Annotated in this window: 25 protein-coding genes and 1 riboswitch; of the genes, 17 read left to right on the top strand and 8 right to left on the bottom strand. The window is 31.2% G+C overall.

Annotation, left to right across the window (positions count from 1 at the left end; genetic code table 11):
* Window positions 1-16: 16 nt before the first annotated feature.
* The gene (locus BN1075_RS05475; protein WP_040192071.1) at window positions 17-187 is read left to right on the top strand and encodes a (2Fe-2S)-binding protein; all 171 of its coding nucleotides are present in this window, start codon (window positions 17-19) and stop codon (window positions 185-187) included.
* Between the two features lie 83 nt (window positions 188-270).
* Here the strand turns inward: BN1075_RS05475 and BN1075_RS05470 are convergent, their stop codons facing one another.
* Complete coding sequence (locus BN1075_RS05470) at window positions 271-546, bottom strand: hypothetical protein (RefSeq protein ID WP_040192070.1); 276 nt, start codon at window positions 544-546, stop codon at window positions 271-273.
* 256 nt (window positions 547-802) lie between these two features.
* On the opposite strand from BN1075_RS05470, the gene BN1075_RS05465 reads away from it, so the two are divergent.
* The 4 genes from BN1075_RS05465 to BN1075_RS20610 all read left to right on the top strand — a co-directional run bounded on the left by BN1075_RS05465 (window position 803) and on the right by BN1075_RS20610 (window position 4,521).
* A complete protein-coding gene (locus BN1075_RS05465) occupies window positions 803-2,167 on the top strand; it encodes a short-chain fatty acid transporter (protein ID WP_040192069.1) in 1,365 nt (454 codons plus the stop codon).
* A gap of 124 nt (window positions 2,168-2,291) precedes the next feature.
* Entirely contained in the window at window positions 2,292-2,705 is a 414-nt protein-coding gene (locus tag BN1075_RS05460; RefSeq protein WP_040192068.1) for a DUF3842 family protein, read from the top strand.
* A 243-nt stretch (window positions 2,706-2,948) separates the two neighbouring features.
* A complete protein-coding gene (locus tag BN1075_RS05455; RefSeq protein WP_040192067.1) occupies window positions 2,949-3,494 on the top strand; it encodes an ECF transporter S component in 546 nt (181 codons plus the stop codon).
* A complete protein-coding gene (locus BN1075_RS20610; RefSeq protein WP_052406404.1) occupies window positions 3,469-4,521 on the top strand; it encodes a uridine kinase family protein in 1,053 nt (350 codons plus the stop codon). Before BN1075_RS05455 ends, BN1075_RS20610 begins: the two co-directional genes overlap by 26 nt.
* A gap of 112 nt (window positions 4,522-4,633) precedes the next feature.
* Here the strand turns inward: BN1075_RS20610 and BN1075_RS05445 are convergent, their stop codons facing one another.
* From BN1075_RS05445 to BN1075_RS05430, 4 genes are read right to left on the bottom strand one after another with little or no spacing between them, the layout of a single operon-like run.
* On the bottom strand, window positions 4,634-5,503 hold the full coding sequence (locus BN1075_RS05445; protein ID WP_052406403.1) for a DUF4097 family beta strand repeat-containing protein: 870 nt from the start codon (window positions 5,501-5,503) through the stop codon (window positions 4,634-4,636).
* A gap of 16 nt (window positions 5,504-5,519) precedes the next feature.
* A complete protein-coding gene (locus BN1075_RS05440) occupies window positions 5,520-6,200 on the bottom strand; it encodes a hypothetical protein (protein WP_148315461.1) in 681 nt (226 codons plus the stop codon).
* Between the two features lie 38 nt (window positions 6,201-6,238).
* The gene (locus BN1075_RS05435) at window positions 6,239-7,006 is read right to left on the bottom strand and encodes an ABC transporter ATP-binding protein (protein ID WP_081911498.1); all 768 of its coding nucleotides are present in this window, start codon (window positions 7,004-7,006) and stop codon (window positions 6,239-6,241) included.
* Complete coding sequence (locus tag BN1075_RS05430; protein WP_040192065.1) at window positions 7,006-7,374, bottom strand: GntR family transcriptional regulator; 369 nt, start codon at window positions 7,372-7,374, stop codon at window positions 7,006-7,008. The genes BN1075_RS05435 and BN1075_RS05430 overlap by 1 nt, the downstream gene beginning before the upstream one ends.
* A gap of 312 nt (window positions 7,375-7,686) precedes the next feature.
* Here BN1075_RS05430 and BN1075_RS20605 point away from each other — a divergent pair, with 312 nt between their 5' ends.
* The 4 genes from BN1075_RS20605 (at window position 7,687) to BN1075_RS05410 (ending at window position 13,065) form a co-directional block, all read left to right on the top strand.
* The gene (locus BN1075_RS20605) at window positions 7,687-10,101 is read left to right on the top strand and encodes a PAS domain S-box protein (RefSeq protein ID WP_052406402.1); all 2,415 of its coding nucleotides are present in this window, start codon (window positions 7,687-7,689) and stop codon (window positions 10,099-10,101) included.
* A 106-nt stretch (window positions 10,102-10,207) separates the two neighbouring features.
* Window positions 10,208-10,309, top strand: a riboswitch (purine riboswitch).
* Window positions 10,310-10,485: 176 nt separating this feature from the next.
* Window positions 10,486-11,835, top strand: a complete 1,350-nt coding sequence (locus BN1075_RS05420; RefSeq protein WP_040192064.1) for a uracil-xanthine permease family protein — start codon at window positions 10,486-10,488, stop codon at window positions 11,833-11,835.
* A complete protein-coding gene (locus BN1075_RS05415) occupies window positions 11,835-12,410 on the top strand; it encodes a xanthine phosphoribosyltransferase (RefSeq protein WP_040192063.1) in 576 nt (191 codons plus the stop codon). Before BN1075_RS05420 ends, BN1075_RS05415 begins: the two co-directional genes overlap by 1 nt.
* Window positions 12,411-12,663: 253 nt before the next feature.
* On the top strand, window positions 12,664-13,065 hold the full coding sequence (locus BN1075_RS05410) for a hypothetical protein (RefSeq protein WP_040192062.1): 402 nt from the start codon (window positions 12,664-12,666) through the stop codon (window positions 13,063-13,065).
* Between the two features lie 48 nt (window positions 13,066-13,113).
* Here BN1075_RS05410 and BN1075_RS05405 read toward each other — a convergent pair whose 3' ends face one another.
* The gene (locus BN1075_RS05405; RefSeq protein ID WP_040192061.1) at window positions 13,114-13,764 is read right to left on the bottom strand and encodes a GTP pyrophosphokinase; all 651 of its coding nucleotides are present in this window, start codon (window positions 13,762-13,764) and stop codon (window positions 13,114-13,116) included.
* Window positions 13,765-14,040: 276 nt separating this feature from the next.
* On the opposite strand from BN1075_RS05405, the gene BN1075_RS05400 reads away from it, so the two are divergent.
* Genes BN1075_RS05400 through BN1075_RS05380 form a run of 5 tightly spaced genes read left to right on the top strand, consistent with a single transcriptional unit; the run spans window position 14,041 to window position 20,737 of the window.
* Entirely contained in the window at window positions 14,041-14,619 is a 579-nt protein-coding gene (locus BN1075_RS05400; protein ID WP_052406401.1) for a helix-turn-helix transcriptional regulator, read from the top strand.
* 35 nt (window positions 14,620-14,654) lie between these two features.
* Window positions 14,655-16,007: an MFS transporter gene (locus BN1075_RS05395; protein WP_040192060.1), complete on the top strand. Its 1,353-nt coding sequence runs from the start codon at window positions 14,655-14,657 to the stop codon at window positions 16,005-16,007.
* Window positions 15,994-17,520: a carboxypeptidase M32 gene (locus BN1075_RS05390; protein WP_040192059.1), complete on the top strand. Its 1,527-nt coding sequence runs from the start codon at window positions 15,994-15,996 to the stop codon at window positions 17,518-17,520. Before BN1075_RS05395 ends, BN1075_RS05390 begins: the two co-directional genes overlap by 14 nt.
* A gap of 13 nt (window positions 17,521-17,533) precedes the next feature.
* Entirely contained in the window at window positions 17,534-18,787 is a 1,254-nt protein-coding gene (locus BN1075_RS05385; RefSeq protein WP_040192057.1) for an MFS transporter, read from the top strand.
* Between the two features lie 27 nt (window positions 18,788-18,814).
* Complete coding sequence (locus tag BN1075_RS05380; protein ID WP_052406400.1) at window positions 18,815-20,737, top strand: Xaa-Pro dipeptidyl-peptidase; 1,923 nt, start codon at window positions 18,815-18,817, stop codon at window positions 20,735-20,737.
* A 93-nt stretch (window positions 20,738-20,830) separates the two neighbouring features.
* On the opposite strand, the gene BN1075_RS05375 is transcribed toward BN1075_RS05380, so the two are convergent.
* On the bottom strand, window positions 20,831-21,598 hold the full coding sequence (locus BN1075_RS05375; protein ID WP_040192056.1) for a DUF2087 domain-containing protein: 768 nt from the start codon (window positions 21,596-21,598) through the stop codon (window positions 20,831-20,833).
* 213 nt (window positions 21,599-21,811) lie between these two features.
* Between BN1075_RS05375 and BN1075_RS05370 the strand changes: the two genes are divergently transcribed.
* Window positions 21,812-22,771, top strand: a complete 960-nt coding sequence (locus BN1075_RS05370) for a patatin-like phospholipase family protein (protein ID WP_040192054.1) — start codon at window positions 21,812-21,814, stop codon at window positions 22,769-22,771.
* A gap of 87 nt (window positions 22,772-22,858) precedes the next feature.
* A complete protein-coding gene (locus BN1075_RS05365) occupies window positions 22,859-23,158 on the top strand; it encodes a DUF1003 domain-containing protein (RefSeq protein ID WP_407637964.1) in 300 nt (99 codons plus the stop codon).
* A 58-nt stretch (window positions 23,159-23,216) separates the two neighbouring features.
* On the opposite strand, the gene BN1075_RS05360 is transcribed toward BN1075_RS05365, so the two are convergent.
* On the bottom strand, window positions 23,217-23,954 hold the full coding sequence (locus BN1075_RS05360) for an NAD-dependent protein deacylase (RefSeq protein ID WP_040192052.1): 738 nt from the start codon (window positions 23,952-23,954) through the stop codon (window positions 23,217-23,219).
* A 271-nt stretch (window positions 23,955-24,225) separates the two neighbouring features.
* Between BN1075_RS05360 and BN1075_RS05355 the strand changes: the two genes are divergently transcribed.
* Window positions 24,226-24,720: a CarD family transcriptional regulator gene (locus BN1075_RS05355; protein ID WP_268871533.1), complete on the top strand. Its 495-nt coding sequence runs from the start codon at window positions 24,226-24,228 to the stop codon at window positions 24,718-24,720.
* The last annotated feature ends 104 nt before the right edge of the window (window positions 24,721-24,824 follow it).

The raw sequence follows: 24,824 nt of genomic DNA, 5'->3' as shown, positions 1-24,824 counted from the left end.
TAAGGAGGAGAAAAAAATGTCTTGTAATAGAGTAATATGTCCTTGTCAAGGGATAGAGATTGAAGATATAAAAAAGGCTGTAGATTCTGGTGCAGAAACTGTTGATGATGTTATGGAAGCAACAGGTGCAGGTACAATCTGCGGAGCTTGTATAGATGAAATAGCTGAAGTTTTAGAGGAACTTTAGGCTATAAATTAAAAGTGTAGATAAATAATGTTATAACATTATTTATCTACACTTTATTTTTTATAGTGGCAAAGGAGTCAAGATTAATGAAGTTCTTTTTTTATATCTTTTACAACCTCATTAGCAATAGTTTGCTCTGCTTTGCCGATTTTTTTAGCTTCATGAGCCATTTTTTGCGCTAATTTTTTTTCATCATTAACTTCTGATTTCATTTGGTGTTTTATTTCACTTGAAAACTTCATTTCGTCAAAACGGTCTTTTAAATCATCGATTTTTTCTTCTGCTTGAATTTTTATCTCGTTATATTTATCTTTTACGTCTTCTTTTAAATTTTGAAAATCTTGTTTAATTTTATCCATAATAAACTCCTTTCAAATGTAGTTAATATAAGTATGTGTAGAAAAATGAAAAGTATAAGTATGAAATAAATACTTCAAGAGTAGTTTAAAAAAAATTAAAAAATTCATTTGTAAAAAAAGTAAAAAGTGGTATAATTATATCTGGGTTAAAAACTTAACAATCCAATTAGGGAAACTTAAAGATGGTAATGCAAAAGAAGAGTCAACCTAAAGATTATTAAGTAATTACAAACTATACATTAAAGGGGGAAAAAATATGTTTAAAAAATTTACTAACGGCTGTGTTACATTAGTGCAAAGATTTTTACCAGACCCATTTCTATTTTGTATTATTTTAACATTTGCAATTTTTCTTTCAGGAATTATTTTTACAGGTCAGTCTCCTATGGCAATGGTTCTTCATTGGTCAGGCGGATTCTGGAGTTTATTAGGGTTTGCTATGCAGATGGCTTTAGTTCTTGTTTTTGGGCATACTTTAGCTAGTGCACCAGCATTTAAAAAAATGACTAAAAAGTTAGCTAAAATTCCTAAAACACCAACTCAAGCAATAATGATGGTTACTTTTGTATCTGCAATTGCTTGCGTATTAAACTGGGGATTTGGATTAGTTATCGGAGCTATTTTTGCAAAAGAGTTAGCAAAAGAAGTTGATGGAGTAGACTACAGACTTCTTATTGCATCAGCATATTCAGGCTTCTTATTATGGCACGGTGGTTTCTCAGGATCAATTCCTCTTACTGTGGCATCAGGTGGAGAAACCTTAGTTAAAGCTACAGCAGGAGCTTTAACAGAAGCAGGTATTCCAACGAGTCAAACTTTATTCTCATTCTATAACATGGCAATTGTTGCCGTACTTGTTCTTACATTGCCGCTTATTAATAAAGCAATGCATCCTGCAAAAGGACAAAAAGTTGTTGTTATAGATAGAAGTTTGTTAGAGGAAGAAGAAGACTTTATGGCTATGACAAGAGCTGAAATGACACCAGCTGACAAATTAGAAAACAGTAGAATTGTAACTTGGTTAATTTCTTTAATGGGCTTTAGTTATATAATATATTACTTTATCAATAATGGATTTAATTTAAATCTTGATATAGTTAACTTCATATTTTTATTCTTAGGTATCTTCTTACATGGAACTCCAAAGAGATTCCTTAATGCTTTAATGGAAGGAGCAAAGGGAGCAGGTCCTATATTACTTCAATTCCCATTCTACGCTGGAATTATGGGTATGATGACTGGGGTAAATGCTGCAGGAGTTTCACTTGCAATATTAATGTCTAACTTCTTTGTTCAGATTGCAAATCAAACTACATTCCCGTTATTATCATTCTTAAGTGCAGGACTTGTAAACTTCTTTGTACCATCAGGTGGTGGACAATGGGCAGTTCAAGCTCCAATTATGATGCCAGCAGCAATAGAACTTGGTGTAAGTACTGGAAAAACTGCAATGGCTATTGCGTGGGGAGATGCTTGGACAAATATGATTCAACCATTCTGGGCATTGCCAGCACTAGGTATAGCTGGGCTTGGAGCTAAAGATATTATGGGATACTGTATAATTGACTTATTATATGCAGGACTTATTATAGGAATTGGATTGACTGTATTAGGGATATAATAGATAAAGTTACGTTCAAAAAAGTGGATTTTTATATCCACTTTTTTTATTATAGTTATAATAATAAGTGTAAATATGATAAAATTGAACTAAATAAAAATTGAAGATTGATTATGGGGGAAATATGAAAATAGTAGTTATTGATGGACAAGGTGGTCGAATAGGAAGAGGTGTCATAGAGCAGCTTAAGTCTTTGAATTTGGAAGCGGATATATTGGCAATAGGAACTAATGGAATAGCTACTTCAACAATGATTAAAGCAGGAGCTGATTATGCAGCTACAGGTGAAAATCCTGTTATTGTGAATTCAAGGAATGCAGATATAATTATCGGACCTATTGGGATTGTTATTGCAGATTCATTATTAGGAGAAATAACCCCTGCTATGGCCGTTGCTGTAGGTCAGAGTAGAGCAGAGAAAATATTGCTTCCAATAAATAAATGTAATAATAGAATTGTTGGAGTTGGGGAGATTAATGTTTCTGAAATAATAGGCATGGCAATTGAAAGAGTGCGGGAAATATTGACAATAAAGTAGAATTATTATAAAATTATTATAATTTCGTGCAGAAGCCGAAGAAGATATATACAATATGTTAAATTAAGCAATCATACCACGCAGGTATTATAGGTCTATAGAAGTAGGCTTGTATGACTGCGTGTTTTTTTATGAATGAAATTCCTTAGATATCATAAGGCATGCCATAGTGATTAGGGTGAGTAGTTAAATCAAATGTTTTGAGTATCATTTCATGATACTAACTTAAGGAGGATAAGAATTATGGACAAGATTAAGAAGGTTACTTTAGCAGGTGTTTTGTTAGCACTAACTTTATTGCTGCCATTTTTAACAGGTCAAATTCCGCAAATAGGAAGCATGCTTTCGCCAATGCATATTCCAGTATTAATTTGTGGTTTTGTATGTGGGTGGCAGTATGGCTTTGCAGTAGGGGCCGTTGCTCCTATTCTTAGATTTTTATGTTTTGGAATGCCACCTTTATTTCCAGTTGGTCTAGCAATGACCTTTGAATTAGCAGCATATGGATTATGTGCAGGGTTATTCTATAAAATTCTGCCAAAGAAAAATTCTAATATTTATATTAGTTTAATTTCATCTATGCTTATTGGAAGAATGGTATGGGGAGTTTCAATGTTTATTATCGCTGCTGTTTCTAGTGTTAATTTTAGCCTTAGCATATTTTTAGCGGGTGCATTTATAAATTCAATACCGGGAATAATTTTGCATATTATTATAATACCTATAGTAGTAATTGCATTAAAGAAGGGAAATTATATTTCAGATGAGTTATATACAAGAAGTGCTTAGTGAAGCAGTAAAAAAATATCCTGAAATGGAAGTTCAAGATGTATTAAAACTTACTTACCAAAGTGAGTTTGGATGTGGACATTTAATTGAAAATAAGGAAGCTAGTTATACAATGCTTATGGATGAATGGAATGATGAGCAGGAAAATGATGTGGAGTTATTTGAAATAATAGGGAATGGTTATGCCAGGTTTAATGTAGGTGCAGCTAAAAGTATTGGAATTTCCTCGAAGGTTTTTCAAAGGATATTCTTAAAAAGTACAGAGGTTCAAAGGGGAACACTAAGTAATTTTTATGAAAAGGTTGATGAGTTAAAAAGGCTGTGTATTAATCGTTTATTCAACTTTGATATAAGTGAGATAGAAAGCTTTTTATCTCAATGGGAAGAAAGTGGCAGGCCATTGTTTAGACATTCAGCAAAGTACAGGAAATTGTATAAACCTTCATATAGGGTTGTGTTAGAGGAATATATAACTATGCTTCCTGCTTTAATGCAGATTGAAGATGAACTTAATGAAAAGGGTAAAATTATAATTGGCATTGATGGACCCTGTGGTTCAGGAAAAACAACATTTTCAAATAAGTTGGCTGAGATTTATAATGCTCAGATTATTCATATGGATGATTTCTTTTTGCCTCCAGCTTTAAGAACAGAGTTTAGGTTAGAAGAAGCTGGAGGAAATATCCATTATGAGAGGTTTCTTCAGGAGGTTGTAACTAAAATAAAAGACGTTGAAGAGTTTAAGTATAGAGTATTTAGCTGTAGGAGAATGGATTATGAGGGTGAAGTTGAAATAAAACCATATGAGGTTTTAATAGTTGAAGGCAGCTATTCAATGCATCCACTATATAATCATATATATGATGTTAAATTGTATTGTGATGTAGAAGCTAATATACAAAAAGAAAGAATTATAAGAAGAAATGGCTTGGCTATGTATAGAAATTTTGAGTCAAAGTGGATTCCTATGGAAGAGAAATATTTTAATAAATTTAAAATTAAAGAGCAATGTGATTGTATTATATAATGAGGATTAAAAATTTTCAAAGGAATTTCATTCCTCATCCTTTAATTCTGCATTAAATAAAAACTCCGTTCCCAATGGAAAGGAGTTTTTGCGTAAAGGGAAGTTTTAAGGGTTATTTCACTGTAAGGCTTCCAATCCCTACACTTAAATCAAAGGTATAGGTGTTTTCGCCAGAAGTTGTAGCCGAGATATTGGTTTCACCAAGGCCTGCTTTAGTAAGTAGTTTTACAGGAGCATTTTCAGGAAGATCAATAGTAGCTTCACCTATTCCACCAGAGTAAGTTAGATTTCCTCCAACTTCAGAAAGATTTAAAGTGAATTCTCCCATACCCCCAGAGATATACATATCTCCACATTTTTTATTTAGATTTATACTTGTTTCTCCAATTCCTTGTTCTAAGGATAAGTTTTCAAATACTATATTAGATAAGGTTAATTCACCAGCACCACCTTTTATATCTAAGGCTTTAAAGATAGCATCATTAATGATAATTTCACCAGCACCACAGGATATTATGGCATCGCCTTCGAATGATGATGGGATTCCTATTATAACTTTTCTACTAACACTGTTGTTAATTCCAGTGTAGTTATAAGATTTCGAACCTTTCTCCTGAATGTATATAGTGTTGTTATTTTTATTATAGGTGGTTTCTTTAACTATATTACTTGAACCCGTACAATCCAGAGTTACTTCATTTCCACCGATTGCTTTAATTGTTACTTCGGATGCTAAAATCGAAATATCTATTTTAGTTACATTTTCGGTAGAAATACTTTGATGAAGGTCTTCATTATATATGGCTGAAGAACTATTATTAGGGTTACTGTCAAAGTCATTATTTGTAACATTATCTATAAAACTATCTATTATATTTCTTTTATTTTCTCTCGATTCAATTCCAAATCGGATGCCACATCCAGCTAATAGGGTAGTTGAAATGGTTAAAGCAGAAATTGCTAATAGCATTTTCTTTTTCATATATATCACTCCTCTTTTAATAAATATCTAATTTTTTATCAATCATATAAGCAGCTGTTATCTGAAGACCTATTAAAGCAAGAATGTCAATTAAAACTGAGAAGATGTCAATCTCTATAAAACCTAGTCTTCCTATACTCATGTAGAAATAAGGTAAGAAACTAATGATAGCTTTATTGAACCAACCATATATACCTTCGCCGATAATACAGCTTAGAATTACTATTAGTACACAAAGCCCGGTACTTCTAATATAAGAACCAACTATAGCAATTGTAGCACTTATTATCAGGTGGGCACTAAGAAGACCTAATAAAATTCCCATTGAAGAAGTAATTAGAAGTGAAGCAAAGCTATGAGCATTTATGCTTCCTACTAGACCAACAATAAATAATATAAGAATATCAATACCAAATAACTCTAATAAATGTCCTAAGATAAATTGCATTCCATTAATAGGAGTTAAAAATAGCAGGTTGCCATGTTCCTTAGAAATTTGCAGTGAAAATACAATAAGATGAGCAATAAAGTTTATGGTAAATAAAATTGAGATTGTTGGAACTAAGTCCAATCCTTGAGTAAATCGAGAAAAGAAACTGTTTGAGAATAAAGCTAAAAGCAGGATTATACCCTCAACAATGTATGTGGTTCTTAAGGTTTTAAAGGTGTGTTTTGCAATACTAATAATATTTTTCATAGAATTTTGTTTAATTGATAATACTTCCATAATTTCACCTACTCCGCAAATACTTTTCTATAAATTTGATCAATTGAGTTCCCATATTTAAGTCTTAAGTCTTCAGCATCTCCTTGTTCGATTATTGAGCCTTCTCCAAGGAAGATGACTTCATCAAATAATCTTTCAAGCTCACCGACATAGTGGGTAGTAATAATCATTGATGCATTGTTATCTATATTATCAATGATGGCATTTATAATTTTATCTCTGCTGATGATATCAACACCTGATATTGGTTCATCTAAGATATAAAGAGCTGCTTTGCGGCTAAGTGTTAAGCTAAGACCTAGCTTTTCAAGCATTCCCTTAGAAAGAGTTTTAAGTTTAAGGTTTGTGTCGAGGTTCATGAATTTGATAAGATTTCTGCATTTTTCTTCATCAAAGTCAGGAAAAAAATCCTTATAGAATTTTATTGTGTCAGATATTTTCATCCATTTTGGAAGGAAGTCTTTTTCTTGAAGATATGATACTAATTGTTTTGTTTCTGAACCTATATTAAGGCCATTGATTGTTATTTGACCACCTGATGGTTTGAAAAGACCAGAGATGATATTAAGTAACGTTGTTTTTCCTTGTCCATTTGGACCTAGAATTCCTAAGACTTTTCCTTTTTTCAAAGAGAAAGTTAATCCATTAAGGACATGTTTTGAACCGAAGTTTTTAACAAGATCAGATATTTCAAGCAATTCATATTGAGCAGTATTTATATTTGGAGTAGAACATTGGGTATTCTTATCAGTTGGGATTAAAATGTTGTTATCCATTAAGATTCCTCCTCGTACATATCAGTTATTAAGTTAATAATTTCACTTTTACTAAACCCTAAGTTTTTACTTTGAGATATAAAATCTTTTATAAGCTCTATTGATAATTCTTTTCTTAAGTTATGTATTTTTTCTACATCATCTGTTACAAATTTTCCAATTCCTCGTTGGGTAATAATAAGACCATCATTTTCAAGCTCTGAATATACTCTAAGTATTGTGTTTGGATTAACCTTTAGTTCACTGGCATAATCTCTAACAGACAATAATCTCTCCCCCTCTTTTAACTTTCCTGAAACAATTCTAAGTTTCATGTGATTTTTTATTTGAAGATAGATGGGTTCCTTGGAATTTAATTCCCATTCCATATATAAACCTCCTGTTAATAAAAAATGACTAACGATATAAATTAAGCATTAAATGTGTATCGGTGTCTTAATTACATAATACACTAATACTGGAGAAGAGTTAAGTTTGAATAAGGAAGATTATGCTTTATTTACTTCTAAATACTCGTGCAATCTATAAAATGCTTTAATTTACATAAAATTGAAAAATATATATAAATAATTCGACTTGAGATTGTAATAACTTGGAATTGTATGTATAATTATTAATGAAACTGGACAGAAATGTAGTAATTTGTCAATTAAAATATAATGAATGGGGGAAGGTAGTTTATGGAACGTATTTTTAACTACCTAGATGAAGGGGTAATTATTTGCGATACTTATGGTGAAATGCTTTTTGTTAATGATGCAATAGTATCCAAGTTGAAATTTATAAAAGAAGAAATTATTGGAAAAAATATAATTAATATAGCTGATAGCACTGATGTTGTAACTCAAGAAATTTTATCAAATTTATCTTTATATGGAGAGAAAAGAGTGAAAATTAAGCTTTACACCAAGGATAAAGGTAAAAAAATGTTTAATGCTACATTAGGTAAAGATGTGTGGAATGATCAAGATGTATTTTGTTTAATTTTAGATGAAGCTTTGTGCCAGGGCAAACATACTAAGGTTGATTTAGAAAGAATTTTGGATGAAATTCCATATGGGGTATGGGTAAAAGATGTATATGGTAAATATGTATATGTAAATCAGAAGCATGCAGATATAGTAGGAATGAATAAATGTGAACTTTTGATGACTAATGATTTTGATATATGGAATTACAAGGATAGCGAATATTTTAGACATGTAGATACTGAAGTTTTAAAGTGTAAAAAGCCAATTTTAGAACAACATAAGGTGACTGGTATTAATAACGAAGAGTCATGGTTTGAAACCTATAAAGCGCCACTTATAAAAAATGAAAACACAGCAAAATATGTGATGGGTATATCTAGGGATATAACTTTATCTAAAAAAATAGAACAGGAATTAGCGAGAGCTCATGAAGATATGATGACATTAAATAACATGATTCCAACTAACGAGTATGATGCCCAAATAGTATTAAGTTCAACAAAGGATGATTTGATAAGCCGATTCAAGGCAGATGGTGGAACTATTTGGCTATATGATCCTAAAAGTACTAGATTAAAGCCAGTTGTAAACTTTGGCATAAGTGAAGGTAAAACTGATAAATTTAAAGAGGTTTTTATTCCGGGTGATATATTTAAAGATCCATTAAATTGGAGAGATGAAGGTATTTTGGCACTTGAGGATTGTAAAAATATTATTTTGGGCAAAGAAGAATTAATAGAGTTAGGGGTAAAATATTGTGGCATTTACAAAATTACCTGTAATAGTGAAGTAATAGGTCTTGTTCATACGTTATATAAAAATAAAAATGATTATAGTATAAAAAGTGACGATTTTATGAAAACCATGTGTAATCAATTAGGTATGATAATAAAATATGATATGCTTTCGCGAGATATAAAGTGTGAATTTTCTAAAAGAAAAGAAGCAGAAGAAGAACTGCAGCTATTCTTAGATACAGCAGTTGATTTAATTTCTATAGTTGATTGCAATAAGAAGTTTAAAAGAGTAAATTCAGGATGGACTAATATTTTAGGCTGGACAGAGGAAGAATTATTCTCAATGAATAGTTATGATATAATTCATCCAGGGGATAGGGTTTTAACGGAAAAAATAGTTGATGAACTGAAGTCTAAATTATCTATAAAAGGTGCTGTTAACAGGTATGTTTCAAAAAATGGAGAAGTTCATTGGTTAGAGTGGAGTAGCAGGTATATTCCTGAAAAAGGTATTTCAATATGTACTGGAAGAGACATCACTAAGCTGAAAAACGCAGTAGAGCAGAAAGAAATTTATGAAAAGGCTCTAGAAATGGAGAAATTGAAGAGTGAATTTTTTGCAAATATATCTCATGAATTTAAAACTCCATTAAATATAATTTTAACTATAATGCAGCTTATAATGAAAAACTTAGATAATGGGATGGAAGAGTTAACTCACGAAAAGCTTGTAAGGTATATGGAGTCTATTAAGCAAAATTCATATAGACTATTAAGGCTTGTTAATAATCTAATTGATATAACTAAAATCGATACTGGTTATTATGAAATTCTTTTAGAAAATGCCAATATAATTAATGTTATAGAAGATATAACTATGTCGGTTACAGAGTATACTTCAGAAAAGGGTATAGAATTGATTTTTGATACAGATATTGAAGAATTGATTATTGCTTGTGATCCTGACAAGATTGAAAGAATAATGCTTAATTTATTATCTAATGCCATAAAGTATTCAAGGCCAGGTGGAGTTATAAAAGTAGATATAAAATCTACAAGAGATAAAGTGATTATAAGTGTAGAGGATAATGGAATCGGGATTGAGAAAGACAAGCTAGATAAGATATTTAATAGATTTTCACAGGTTAAAAATACTCTTACTAGAGATTGTGAAGGCAGTGGAATAGGACTTTCTTTAGTGAAATCTTTAATAGAAATGCACGGTGGGAATATTTATGCTGAAAGTGAATTTGGAAAAGGAACTAAGTTTATATTTGAGCTACCTGTAAAGATATTAGATCAAAGGGATGTATTTATAGAATCAAGGGATGTTATAAGTTCTATTGTTGAAAAATGTAATATTGAATTCTCAGATATATATAATTAGGTATTTACAAAATATAAATATGTCTTTATAATATAAAAATAAGTTGGAAAAATAAAAAAATCCTAACGATGCATAGGTTGTGTTGTTAGAATGTTCGTGATACAATGAACATATAGTTAATAAAACTCGTATATAATCGGTAATATGGTCCGGAAGTTTCTACCTGCAAGCCGTAAATTTGCAGACTACGAGGAGTTGTAATTCATTATTTACTGGCAAGTTATTTATAGTGAAAAGTTATCAACACCTCAATTTTAGAATAAATTGAGGTGTTTTTTTATTAAATAATGTAAATTTCTTCGAGTAAAATATGATATCAAACTTCAAGTATGAAAATAGAAATGCGAGACAAAAGATTAAATCACTTGAGGGGGAGATAAACAAATGACACATGAAGAACAAGTAATTAATGACGACATTAAATTAACCTATGGGGTGGATGATAACCCAAGTTTAATCAAGAAAATATTATTTGGATTACAGCATATATTTGCTGCCTTTGGAGGAATAGTTGTTGTACCTTTAGTTATATCAAGTGCTCTAGGCTTTGATGCAAAGCTTACAACCACTGTTATAAGTGCAACAATTTTAGCATCAGGATTAGCAACAGTAATACAAGCAAGAGGTTTTGGGGCTGTTGGTTCTAGAGTAGCATGTATAATGGGGACAGACTTTACATTTGTGTCACCAGCTATTTCTGTTGGTACAGTTTTAGGATTACCAGGAATAATAGGAGCAACAATTTTAGGAGCATTCTTTGAAATTGTATTAAGTTATTTTATTAAACCTTTAATGAAGTTATTTCCACCTATAGTTACTGGTACGGTTGTGTGTTTAATTGGATTAACACTACTTCCTGTGTCAATAGATTGGGCTGCAGGCGGAGTTGGAGCTGCTGATTATGGCAGTATGAGAAATTTATCTATAGCAATGTTTGTTCTAGTATTTACTTTAGTATTAAATAGGTATGGTAAAGGAATGCTTAGCAGTGCATCAATATTAATTGGTATGGTAGCAGGATATCTTATTTGCATTCCTATGGGAATGGTTGATTTTACAGCAGTAAAAGAAGCTAGCTGGATTTCTTTCCCTAAGATATTTGAATATGGTATTACTTTTGATTTAAAAGCATTAATTGCATTTATTCCAGCATACTTTGTTACAACTATAGAAACGGTAGGATGTTTAAAGGCTATAGGAGAAACTTCACAAATAGAGATGGATGAAAAGAAGGTTGGTTCAGGAGTTTTAGCTGATGGTATCGGAAGTATTGTTGGAGCAGCAGTAGGTTCCTTCCCTAATACAACCTTTAGTCAGAATGTAGGATTAATATCTTTAACAAAAGTTGCAAGTAAGCATGTAGCAATAATGGCTGGTATCATAATGGTATGTTTAGGCTTTTTACCTAAATTAGCTGGGTTAATAAGTGGAATTCCACAGCCAGTATTAGGTGGAGTTGGAGTAGTTATGTTTGGTACAGTAGCTGCTGCTGGAATCAAAACACTTAGCAGAGTTAGACTTACAGAGAGAAATCTGTTAATCATAGCAACTTCTATAGCTTTAGGTCTAGGAGTTACATTTAGACCAGATGTTATAGCACAGCTTCCAGAAGGAATTAAGATGATTTTCTCATCAGGAATTTCAACTGGAACAATCACAGCATTAATATTAAATTTAGTTTTAAAAGAAGATAGAATAATAGAAGATAGTAATGAAGATAGAGAGGTAGCATAATGGAAGCTTTAAAACAACGTATTTTAAAAGATGGAAATGCATTAAATAAATCAGTATTAAAAGTTGATTCATTTTTAAATCATGGAGTTGATCCTGTTTTAATGAGCGAGATTGGTACAGCGTTTAAGGAATACTTTCAGAAGCATGGAATTACAAAGATATTTACAATAGAAAGTTCAGGAATTGCACCAACAGTTATGACTGCACTTCAGATGGGGCTACCTATGGTAACTTTAAAGAAGCAAACATCTAAGATATTAAGTGGAGAAGTGTATCAAACAACGGTACACTCTTTCACAAAAGATATAAATTATGAATTAACTTTATCTAAGAAATATATATCAAAAGAAGATAAGATTTTAATAATAGATGATTTTTTAGCTTATGGTGAAGCGGCTCTTGGAGCAGCGAGACTTGTTGAGGAAGCAGGGGCAGAGGTAAGTGGAATAGGAATTGTAATAGAGAAATCCTTCCAGCCAGGCAGAAAACTTCTTGAAGATAGTGGGTATGATGTATGCTCATTAGCTAGAGTCAGCAGATTAGATGAGGGAATTATCGAATTTGTTGAAGAATAATTAAATTGTTTACCTTTAAATTTATATAAACCGTGTAGTAATTATTTACTATGTTTTAACCTACAAATATGTAATGAAAAAGATGAAAGTGAAAAATTTGCTTTTATCTTTTTTATTTTTTTACTATAAATTCAAAAGAATAAATCAGCTTTACAATGAAGAAAATAATGATTATATCAGTAAATATTTATTTAAGAAAATATGAGTAAGTGACAAAGAGAGGATAAAAATTAGTAAGTAAAGGAGAATGACAATGGAAACGATACTACCTTATCATAATTATATAGTAGTGACTCCAAAGGGGGATATTGAAGGCTTTCAACAAGTGGAGGATGCAAATGCATATATATTGGGATATTTTGTTGAAAAGATTGATGATATTGGGAATAATTCTGATTATGTTTATGTTGATAATACTACAGAACAGCTTGAAAATGCAGTGAATATTTCCAGGGAATTAGGGGTTTATGAAGGAGAATGTAGAATTTATGACCTGGAAAGTTTAATCGAAAATATACGAAATTCAGGAATATTTGATGATGAAAAAGAAGAGATGATTTCAAAATTGATGGAAGAGGAAATTGATTTAAATATACATGATTATCAGATGGATGAATTCTTGATTAATACTAAACAGATGGAGAGAAATTTTTAACATAATAGAACGAAATCACATTCTTGTGATTTCGTTCTATTTAAATTCTTATGCAAATAACCTGTCATGAGCCGACATCATTTTATCATCTAAATTAGATGTAATATCAGCACAACTAAGGAGCATATCGCTGATATCATCAGGCATTTCTCCATTATACTTATATCTTAATTTATGTTCAAGACTTGCCCAAGTATCCATTGAAACGGTTCTAAGCTGGATTTCAACAGGTACATTTTCTACCTTGGATGAAAAGAAAACTGGTACACTTACGATTAAATGTAAGCTCCTATATCCATGAGGTTTTGGATTTTTGATATAATCACTTTTTCTAATTAGTGTTAAGTCATTTTGAGAAATAATTGAATCTGCAATTTCATAAACATCACTTAAAAATGAACATACAACACGAATCCCAGCAATGTCAGTAAGTTCTCCAGCACCTTCAGCAGTTACAGGAAGACCTTTTCTTTGAAGTTTTTCTAAAATACTCTCTGGAGTTTTTATACGAGACTTCATATGTTCAATAGGGTTATGGGAATGTACACTTTTATATTCATCATTTAAAATAGCAAATTTAGTCTCTATTTCACGAAGAGCACATCTGTATTTTAAAGAAATTGTTTTTAATTCTCCAACTAAGTATTGTATATCTAATATATTTAGTTCTTTAAGATTCTTTATTGGAAGTTGTTTCATGTTTTAACTCTCCTTTGTGCAATGAATGTAATTTTAGTATAGTACAGTTTTTCTAGAAGTTAAAGTAAGGTACGTATTTTTAATTAAATGTTATTAATTTAGTAAAAATAAAATAAAAAATGCCGTTTAAAGGAAAGGTGAAATATTATAGTAAAAATAAATTTTAGAAAATTTAAAATATATTGTAATTATAAATAAAGTATGATAATATTTAGTCATTAATAAACGAAAATTAAAAATATTTATAAAATTATGGTGTTTAGGAGGAGTCGTGGATTGGAGAAAAAAAGAGATATTACAGAGAATATAGATACTAGTAAAGATTTTAAAGAACTTCGTATGGAAGAGTTATATAAAGGGTATATACAGCAAGAAAGTGGACAAGGGTATAGCTGTATCTTTTGTGGAGAGTATTTTGAGGAGGGTTTAATTCATACGAGCAGGGAGCGTATGGTGACTGCTGAAAAAGCTGTTATAGAACATATTGATGATGAACATGGAGGAGTATTTAAAAGTTTAATTTCTTTAGATAAACAGATTAGTGGACTTTCTGATATTCAAAAAAGTATGCTTATAGCCATGTTTTTGCGTAAGGATGTAAAGGTTATCGGTAAAGAGATGGGTATAAGTCCAGCAACAGTAAGAGCTCATAAATTTAACCTTCAAAAGATGAAGAGAGAAGCCAAAATATTTCTTGCTTTAATGGAAGTCATTGAAAATGATAGCAGTTTGAATAACCAATGTAATACTTCTATAGATGAAATAAATAACAAGGAGCTAGCAAATCCTACGGGTGAAGATGTTTTCTCATTAAATTTACTTCATCCATTTTTTACACAGTGTAGATATAAGTAATACTTTAAAAAGTTTATTTTAAAAAGGAGATTATAATGGAAGAGTCAGAATCTTGGTTAAGCAAGCGTAAGACATGGAATATTTCTATGTTCATTATAAGTTATGTCATAAGTAACTTGGTGAGCGGAATTATTTATGATACATATATTAATTACCTTCAAGAGGTTTCAATAACAGTAGCAACTTCATTTTGGGCATTTTACGGATATGCAACATTTATAAGTGCATTCATCCTTGTTTTCATACCGAAAATTGGATATAAAAAGTTGCTGATGTTTTCATCAGTCTCATGTTCAGCAGCTCTGTTGTCAGTATTATACTTGGATTCACCAATAATTTTTAATATTACAACTCTATTAGCATTAACAGGAATTCAATTGCATTATGCAATGCTTGCACCCTTTATAGCCGTATACACCAAAAGTAAAAACAAGATTAGCTGGTACACAAAAACTTATTATATAGGTTATATAGGTTATTTCCTAACAACATTTTTAGGCGGAGCATTAACCGTTAAGATGTTTTCATTAAGAGCAGGTCAGACTTATAGTTCAGCGAAAGCTTTGACGGAATATGTGTCAGAAATGTCTCCAGTTATGAAAGTTGCTTATCTTCAAGGAAATAAGGATGTGCTGTTTATGGCTGCAGTCTTATCATTAGCAGCAATAGTTCCTGCAATTCTTATTCGAGAGAAGAAAGATGATTATTTTTTCATGGCTGCAGAAGAGAGAAAACCGTTTATACAACAGGTAAAGAACATATTAAAATCCATAATGGGAAGAGATTCTATTATTTATATGATTTATTGGGCTATGATTTCCTTTGGCATGGGACTATTTAGTTCATACTACACTGTTTTTCTAAATAGGAATCTTCATATTGATAAGGTTACATCTTCTCAATTAGTATCTTTGTCATATTTAGCAATAGTAGTTTTCATGTTGTTTACACCATGGGTGGTTAAGAAATTTGGACAAATTGTTACCCTTGGAGGTGTAGCACTACTATCAATTCCTTTTATGTTATTGATTGCCAATGGAGATGCCTTTGGAAAATATACAATTCCAGTTGTAGGAATTTCCTTATTCATCAGGTCTGGGCTTATAAATTTAAGTAGTCCAGTAGATAGTTCTTTATCTATGGAGATTGTACCAGATAGGTATAGGCCAGCATATGCATCTGCATTAAATTTTGTAGCAGGACTTGCGAGCATAGCAAGTGGAATGTTCACAGGTAAAGTATTATTTGTAACACAGGAAGGATATAGAACAGCTTATTATATAGCAGCTATTATTTATGCTATTGCATGCACAATACTTTTAATTGGATTATGGAAATATAATAAAGCAGCAAAACAAGAAGGAGAGAGTAGTCATGGCGAAAACTAATAAAATTTATGATACTAAGCTCATGGAATTTAAGGAATTGGTTAGAAAAATAGAATATCTTAAATATACTTTAAATTCATTAGTTTATTGGGATAAAATAACTAACATGCCTGAGAAAGGGCTGGAGTATAGAAGTCAGGTTATGGCTTATCTAAGTGGAGAACTATATAAATTATTTTCAGATAAAAAACTTAGAAGCTGCGTAAGTTATTTTGAGGGAAGAAAAGATAATGAAAAGTATGTTGACTCTATGGTAAAGCGTATAAAGAGAAACTACAGTTATGTCAGCAGTATTCCAGTTAAAGAGTATACACAGTATATAACACTAATTGCAAATGCGGAGCGTCAATGGGAAGAAGCTAAGAGAGCTAAAGATTTCAATAAGTTTGCTCCATATCTGGAAAAAATAGTTGATTCTTTTAAATCCTTCGCAGAATACTGGGGCTATGAAGAAAATCCTTATGATGCATTAATTGGTTATTATGAAGAGGGCGTAACGGTTAAACAGATTGATTCATTAGCAGAAGAATTAAAGTTATTTGTGATTGAGCTCTTAAGCAAGATAAAGGGTAGTGGAATTTATATTGAAGATAATTTCTTTGATATTTATATAGAAAAGGAACAACAAAAAAGATTGTCTGAAGAGTTATTGAAAAGTATTGGGTTCGACTTTTCAGCGGGTAGATTAGATGAAGGAATGCATCCTACAACACTTGCAAGTTCACCAAATGATGTGAGGATTATTACAACATATAATGACAATGATATTAGAGTTGGATTATTTAACACTCTTCATGAGGGCGGAAAGGGAATATATGAGCAGACAATAAACTCTGACTTAATGGGAACTATGCTAGCAGAGGTTTCATCCTTTGGACTAGAAGAAGGACAAGCCAGAATATATGAAAATATAATTGGAAGAAGCAAAGGTTTCTGGACTTCATTTTATAAGACACTTCAAGAAATATGTCCACAGATGAGTGAATTGAGTGAGGATAAGTTCTTTAGGGGTATAAATAAGGTTCAGCCATCGCTTATACGTAATGATGCTGATGAGCTTACTTATATTCTTCATATAATTATTAGATATGAAATAGAAAAAGATCTAATTAACAACAAAATTAAGGTGTCTGAATTGCCAAGAGTCTGGAATGATAAATATAAGGAATATCTAGGGGTAGAGCCAAAAGGTGATGATGAAGGGGTATTACAGGATATTCATTGGGCCGCAGGCTATTTTGGATATTTCCCAAGTTACTTCTTGGCAAATTTAACTTCTTCACAATTTGTGGCGGCAATGGAAAGACAGATAGGCTCAGTAAATGAATTATTATCTGAAGGTAAACTAGATTTAATTTATAAATGGATGGCTGATAATGTTCACAGCCACGGTGCAATTTACTCACCTACAGAATTGATAGAAAAAGCAACAGGGGAAAAGCTTGAATCAAAATATTTTGTTAACTATCTTCAAAATAAGTATTTTGAAGTTTATCAGTTAAATAAAAATTAAAGGAGAGTTTAATATGGGAAACAAATTTGGAAAACTTGGGTTTAGTGAAAAGACATCAAAAAACTTTATTGCAATTTTGCTTGTAGCAGCTGGTGGAGCAATTATTTATGGATTGCCATATTTCAGGTATGACTATTATGATGCATATTTGGAAGTGTACAATTTAACTAATACTCAAATGGGGGTATTTGGCAGTATTTTTGGCGTTTTTGGTATGATATCTTACTTATTTGGTGGTTATTTAGCAGACCGCTTTTCTATTAGAATGTTATTAACTTTATCACTTGTTGGAACTGGAATAGGGGGATTTCTACATTTATTACCGTTAAGCTTTGGTGCTTTAGTTTGTTTATACGCATTTTGGGGATTTACTTCACTATTTGCATTCTGGCCAGCTTGTGTAAAAGCAGTACGTGTTTTATCAAGTGCAGAGGATCAAGGTAAGGCGTTTGGATGGTTTGAAGGGGGAAGAGGCATTACAGCAGCAATAATGGCTCCACTTGCAGTAATAATATTCAGACTTGGTGTAAATAAATTAGATGATGCAACAGGTATGAAATATGTTATCATATTTTATTCAATAATAACTATAATAAGTGGTTTGCTTGTATTTTGGAAAATGAATGATGAAAATATCGGAGAAAGTGAAAAATTATCTTTTAAAGAAATAGGAAAAGTTCTACGTTTACCAGCAGTATGGATAATTGGAATTGTAACCTTCTGTAACTATGTATTTACTTTATCTTTATACTATTTCACTCCTTATGCTACAGGTATTTTAGGAATGACAGTTACACTAGGAGCTACTCTAGCCGCAGTTAAGAGATTCCTTTCACCTCTTTCTAATGTTGGTGGTGGATATATTGCTGATAAGGTTGGAACTGGTAATTTACTTTTAGTATCCTTCATAGCTATGGCAGCAGGAACTTTAGCAATACTATTGTTACCATTATCATCTAGCTCAATAATAGTGTTTACAATATTATTTTTAGTAATTTACTTCTTCTATAATGTTAATTATGCATTAACTTGGGCAATGATGAGTGAAGGAAATATACCAGAGCAATATTCAGGAACTGCAGCTGGAATTATATCAACGGTTGGTTACTTTCCGGAAATATTCTGTTCTTTACTTGCAGGAATATTAATTGATGGATATCCAGGTGTAACTGGATTCAGATATTACTTTGGATTCTTAATAGTAATGCTACTAATCGGAGCAGGTGTTGTATTAGTATGGAAGAGATATCTTAAGAAGCAAAAGTAGGAAATAGTAGGGGGATACAAAAAGGATATGGCAAAGGAAGAAACGAGAAATTATAGCAGTTTAATAAAGGCTAATAAGACACAGGCAATATTTGATTATAAAGAATGTATTTTTGAAAAGGTATTTGTTGAAACACCAGTAGATACTGATGGGGATGGAAAGTTAGATTTAATTGCAGTGTATATAAGAAGGCCTAAGGAGACCTTAGAAGGGTTAAAGATCCCAGCTATTTATGTTGCAAATCCATATATGATGACTTGTAATGAAGACTGGTATGTACCTCACAATGTAGATAAAGATGTTGTTGTTTATGAACAGCAGAATATTTCTAGAGAAGATATTATATATGATTTTAAAAGGAAGAATAACGTAAAACCTAAATATGTAAGAGAAACAAAGGGATATGTAGAAACAGCTCCAACGGAGGAGATTCCCCTAGAGTGTATTACTGACTGGTACAGCTATTTTAATAGTCGAGGTTATGCATCAGTTTTCTGTGGTGGACTTGGAACAAAGGGGTCAGAAGGGTTTACCTTGACAGGGTCTGTAGAAGAAACAGAAGCCTTTAAATCTGTAATAGATTGGTTAAATGGAAGATGCAGAGCTTTTACTAACAGAGAAGATAATATAGAAATAAAGGCTGACTGGTGTACTGGAAGTGTTGCAATGTCAGGTAAATCGTACTTAGGAACCATGTGCATTGCAGTTGCAGCTACAGGTGTTGAAGGGTTGAAAACTATTATACCAGAAGCGGCAATTTCTAGCTGGTATGAATATTATAGATACAATGGATTAAATTCTCCAGCCATTGATTGGCAGGGAGATGACCTTGATATACTTGCAAAGTATTGCTTCAGCAGAAGGTTAGATGAAGATTATCCAAAGGTTAAGGATGCTTATGAAAAATGTCTTGAGAATTTAATAAAGCTTGAAGATCGTAATAGCGGGAATTACAATAAGTTTTGGGACGAGAGGAATTATTTAAATCAAGTACATAACTTTAAAGCTGCGACCTTTATTGTTCATGGTCTAAATGATTGGAATGTTATGCCTAATCAGTGTGACCTTTTATGGAAAGCACTTGAAAAGTATAATGTACCAAGAAAGATGATTTTGCATCAAGGTGACCACATATATATTCACGATTTAGAAAATGGAAACTTTAATGAAATTATGCACATGTGGTTAGATTATTGGCTATACGATATTGAAAATGGAGCAATGGAGAAGATTCCAAGTGTTTTAATTCAGAGTAACATAAATCAAAATCAGTGGCATACTTCAGCAAATTGGCCAGCAGAAAAAAGTGAATTAAAGAAATTTGATATAGGACAAGTTGATACTTTTGTGAATTTTGTGGATAATTTATCAGCAACTGTGTATGAGAGAGAAAAAGTTAATATGTCAGAATGGTTAGATGAGCTTGTCTTAAGTGAACAAAAGGATGAAAGTCACTTTGTGAGATTTGTCGGAGATGAGTTAGCTGAAGATGTAAGAATAAGTGGAAGAGTACAGGTGTCCTTTAAAGCTGCAATTGATAAGCCAACTGCTATATTAAGTGCGATGTTAGTAGATTATGGTGAGGATAACCGCATGTTAGTTAAGCAAGAGGTTACCTTAGAAAAAGGGATACAATGGGGATTAAATACTCCTAAAGCTGATATGAAAAGATTTATTCATGAGGCTGAACCATCTAAGTATAGAGTAATTTCTAGAGGATGGATGAATGCACAAAATAGAAACTCTCTTTGGAATAAAGAAAAAATAGAAGAGGGTAAATTCTATGAATATACTTTTACAATGATACCAATGGATTATACTGTAAAAGCAGGACATAAGATAGGAGTTATTTTATATGGAACCGATACTCAAGCTACTGAAAGACCTTTTGTAAAAACAAAAGTAAAGATTGAGGGAAGTTCAATAAATGTAGAAATTCCTTTTGTATAATTAAATAGCTGATTAATTAATTATATGAATCCCCTTTTGTAGAATAATAGTTATAAAAAAGGAGCGAAGTCATTTTGGCTTCGTTCCCTTTTTTTAATCATTTACCCAGTAATCCGTTCCAGTATTATTTCTATCAAGGAAGCCATATTCAATTAAGGCTCTTCTAATAGTTGCATAGTCTTCATGAATTCGCTTTATGATTCTGTTTATTTCCTTTTCTGAATAATGCTTTCCTTTGGAAAAGTTTTTAGCTATTTCCTCTAAAACTATTATTTTTTTCTTTTCTTTAGAGGGATAAGTTTTTAATGCACCACTTTCATCCATGTAATTGGCAATTACTTGGGCTTTCTCTTTATCAGTTATATTAAATCTGTCATCTAAAGTTGTGGCAGTTTTATGAGCATCACAAAGGGTAGATTTTTCAAGTACTGATATTTTCTTTTTAGTATTTTCAGCTAGAAGCTCCATCATTGCTAAGAAAACTTTGCTTTGTTTTTCCTTTTCTCTTAATTTATATCGATGGTTTCTAATGGTTGACCCTGCAATACCAAGTTTAGCTGCAATTTCTTTATCAGTTTCCTTTGATGCAAAGTGAGTAATGAGATTTTTTTGAACATCTGATATACCAATAAAGGATGAATTCATGTTAAGAATATAGTTTAGCATTGATGTATGGGCCTCTTCAATGTGTAATTCAACAGCTTTTTTAGCATCGAAAAATCTATTTTCAATGGGAAAAACCTCACCCTTAATAAATTCTTTTCCACAAACTAAACATATATAGGCATCGCTTGATTCTGTATAACCAGCTTTGATTTCGTCTATAGATGCATCCCAAAATAGTTCTAAGTTATTTTCCATGACAATACCTCCTTGAAACAATATTCTTTACAATACAATTATAAGAGATATATTTTTAAAATGTCTACTTATATATAGATAAAATTATAAAAGGTTTGTTTGAATAAACTTTTTGAAAAGTTGTAAAATTTTTAATGAAGCCTTAGTATTATAGTAGTAAGATAAAGAGCATAATTCAAATTAAAGGATTATAAATAAAATGAAGGTGGTTAATTGAAAATTGTAAGAGAATTATCAGAATTAAATATAGGATTAGTATTATCTGGAGGTGGAGCAAAGGGAGCTTATGAAACCGGGGTATTTAAAGCTTTGTGGGAGCTTCAGCTGATAAATCAAATTCAAGTTATTTCAGGAACTTCAATAGGAGCTGTTAATGCTTTACTTTTAGCAATGAATGATGAAGGTACTTGTAATAGTAGCTGGAGTAACTTGTCTTATTCTAGATTTATTTTCAGTCAGGAGAATAGTAGGAAAAAGAAGGTAACAGAGTTGATATCCAGAGTTAAAAATTTAGGTAATGACCAAGGGATAATTGATCAATTAAAAGGTGGAGATATAGCACTCTTATCTCAAAGTGGTGTTGAAAAATTTATAGAAGAGTATGTTGACATGAGAGTTATTAGAAACTCAGGTAAATGTATATATGCTTGTGCGTATAACATCGATGATGAAAGACCGGAATATTTCTGTTTAAATGACTATAATGAAGAGGAAATGAAGAATATTGTTCTTGCTTCATGTGCCATACCATACATTTTTAAACCTATAATGTTTAAAAATCACAGATATGCAGATGGTGGCATTAATATGTATTCGAGAATGAAACATAATGCTGATAATGTACCAGTGGCACCAGTAAGAAAGCATGGATGTGATATAATAATTGTGGTTCATTTATCAAATAAAGATGCAGTAGCTGTAAGATTTGGTGAAATGAAAAATATAGTAGAGATTTATCCATCAACGTCTTTAGAATTTATCAATGGAATTGGTGCTATTAATATGAATAAAAGTACTTTATATCAAAATATTGAAATGGGGTATCGAGATGCTATGGTTATTTTAGCACCAATGATTATTGAAATTATGAAAGGTCAGCCAATTGAGGATGCCGTAAGTAGAACTAGGGAAAAGAGTATGAATTTATTTTTGAGAAATGGAGTAGTAAGATAGTTGATTTACAGTATGAGAATATTGCAATTTTCATACTGTTTTTTTATAAATATTTTAATTATATTTTTTGGAACTCTAGTTTTATGGATGATGGTCAATGGAATTGCTCTCAAAAATAAAGGGTTTGATCCATATCCATTCATTCTTTTAAATTTAGCACTGTCATGTCTAGCAGCATTTCAAGCACCTCTTATTATGATGAGTCAGAATAGACAGGAAGCAAAGGATAGAGTTAGAAGTGAAAATGATTATAAAGTAAACTTAAAAAATGAGGTCATTATGAGTGATATACATGAGAAGTTAGATAAGCTTTTGGAAAATCAAGAAGCTATTTTTGATAAGCTAGAGAAGTTGGGTATAGATGAGAACACAAAAAACAACGAATAAAAAAGTAGTTAAGTCCATATGAGCGTTGTTATGATTCATCCTCATATGGACTTAATTTTTATAAATTTGAGACAGCTTCACTTAAAACTTTTCCAATTGAATCACGAATAACTAGATTTGCATTGGAGTCGGCAGGAGTGGGAGTTTTGTTAATTAATATAAGGTTTTTACCTCTGAAATAATTAATTAAACCAGCAGCAGGGTAAACAACTAAAGAGGTGCCGCCAATGATCAAGGTATCAGCAGATGCGATAGCGTTAATAGCACCATTAATAACATTATCATCTAACATTTCTTCATATAGAACAACATCAGGTTTAACTATTTCACCACATTTGGTGCATAGAGGTATTCCTGGTGCAGTAATTACAAACTCAGCATCATAAAATGAATTGCAGTTGGTGCAGTAATTTCTGTGAACTGAGCCATGCAATTCAAAAACATTTTTAGAACCTGCAATTTGATGAAGTCCATCTATATTTTGTGTAATTATAGCTTTTAGCTTTCCTGCTTCTTCAAGTTTAGCAAGGGCTAAGTGTCCTGTATTAGGTTTAGCGTTAGGATAGATTAGTTTAGCTTTATAGAAGTTGAAAAATTGCTCTGGATATCTTGAAAAATAAGTATGAGAAACTAATTGTTCAGGAGTAAGAGTGATATTAAGCTTCTCGTTAAAAAGTCCATCAGAACTTCGAAAATCAGGTATTCCTGATTCAGTACTCATTCCAGCGCCACCAAAGAATACTATATTTTTACTTTCATTAAGAATTTTTGATAGCTTTTCTATTTTAGTAGTCATTGTATCATCTCCAAAACCTTATTTCTTACTTTTATTATGACATAAATGAAGATAAAAGCAAAATGCCTAACTTTATTTGAAATCATAAAAAACTTTTATTTACATTATAAAATTTTTATATGATATAATAGTTTATATACGGTATGTAGTTTTAATAACGTAAATCTAGTTGTTAGAGCTATATTTTTTTATTTCTAGAAAATAATTAGCAGATATAATCATCGAAAGTTTAAAAGATAAATAGCATATTAAGATTAAGGAGGAGGATACTTTGAAGTTTAAAATTAATGATTTAATAATGTATGGAACAATGGGAGTATGCAAAATTATAGATATTGAAAAAGAGACAGGAAATAATTTGAGAGAATACTATGTTTTAAGTCCCGTATATTCTAAAAATATAGTTGTTAAAATACCCGTTGATAATGAGAAAATTGCAATGAGAAAAATACACACAAAAGATGAGGTTGCATCATTAATTAGTGATATGAATAATGAAATTCCTATATTGGTAGAGGATGAAAAGTTAAGATTACAACAGTTTAAATCTATGATTAGAACTGCCAAGTGTGAGGATTTAATCACAATTATAAGGAGCATATATTTAGATAAAAAGCAGAGAAAGTTGCAAGGGAAAAAGCTATATAAAGGTGATGAAGAAATAATGCATACCGCAGAGAAGTTGTTAAATGAAGAGTTTGCAATTATACTTAATATTTGTCCAGAAGAAGTCAAATCCTATATTAAGACCCATGTACAACATTAATAGCATAGACAGGGTAAAGGAAGATATTGAAAAAAATATTTAGTATTTTAGTTAAAAAAAATAGATAAATAATTGTGAAAATTTTGTAAAATTATAATTTAGAA

Source organism: Clostridium culturomicium (genome assembly GCF_000821305.1).
In the GTDB taxonomy this organism is placed as follows: domain Bacteria; phylum Bacillota; class Clostridia; order Clostridiales; family Clostridiaceae; genus Clostridium_J; species Clostridium_J culturomicium.
Note: the sequence above shows the minus strand (reverse complement) of the source record. Positions and strands in the feature narration are given on the sequence as shown.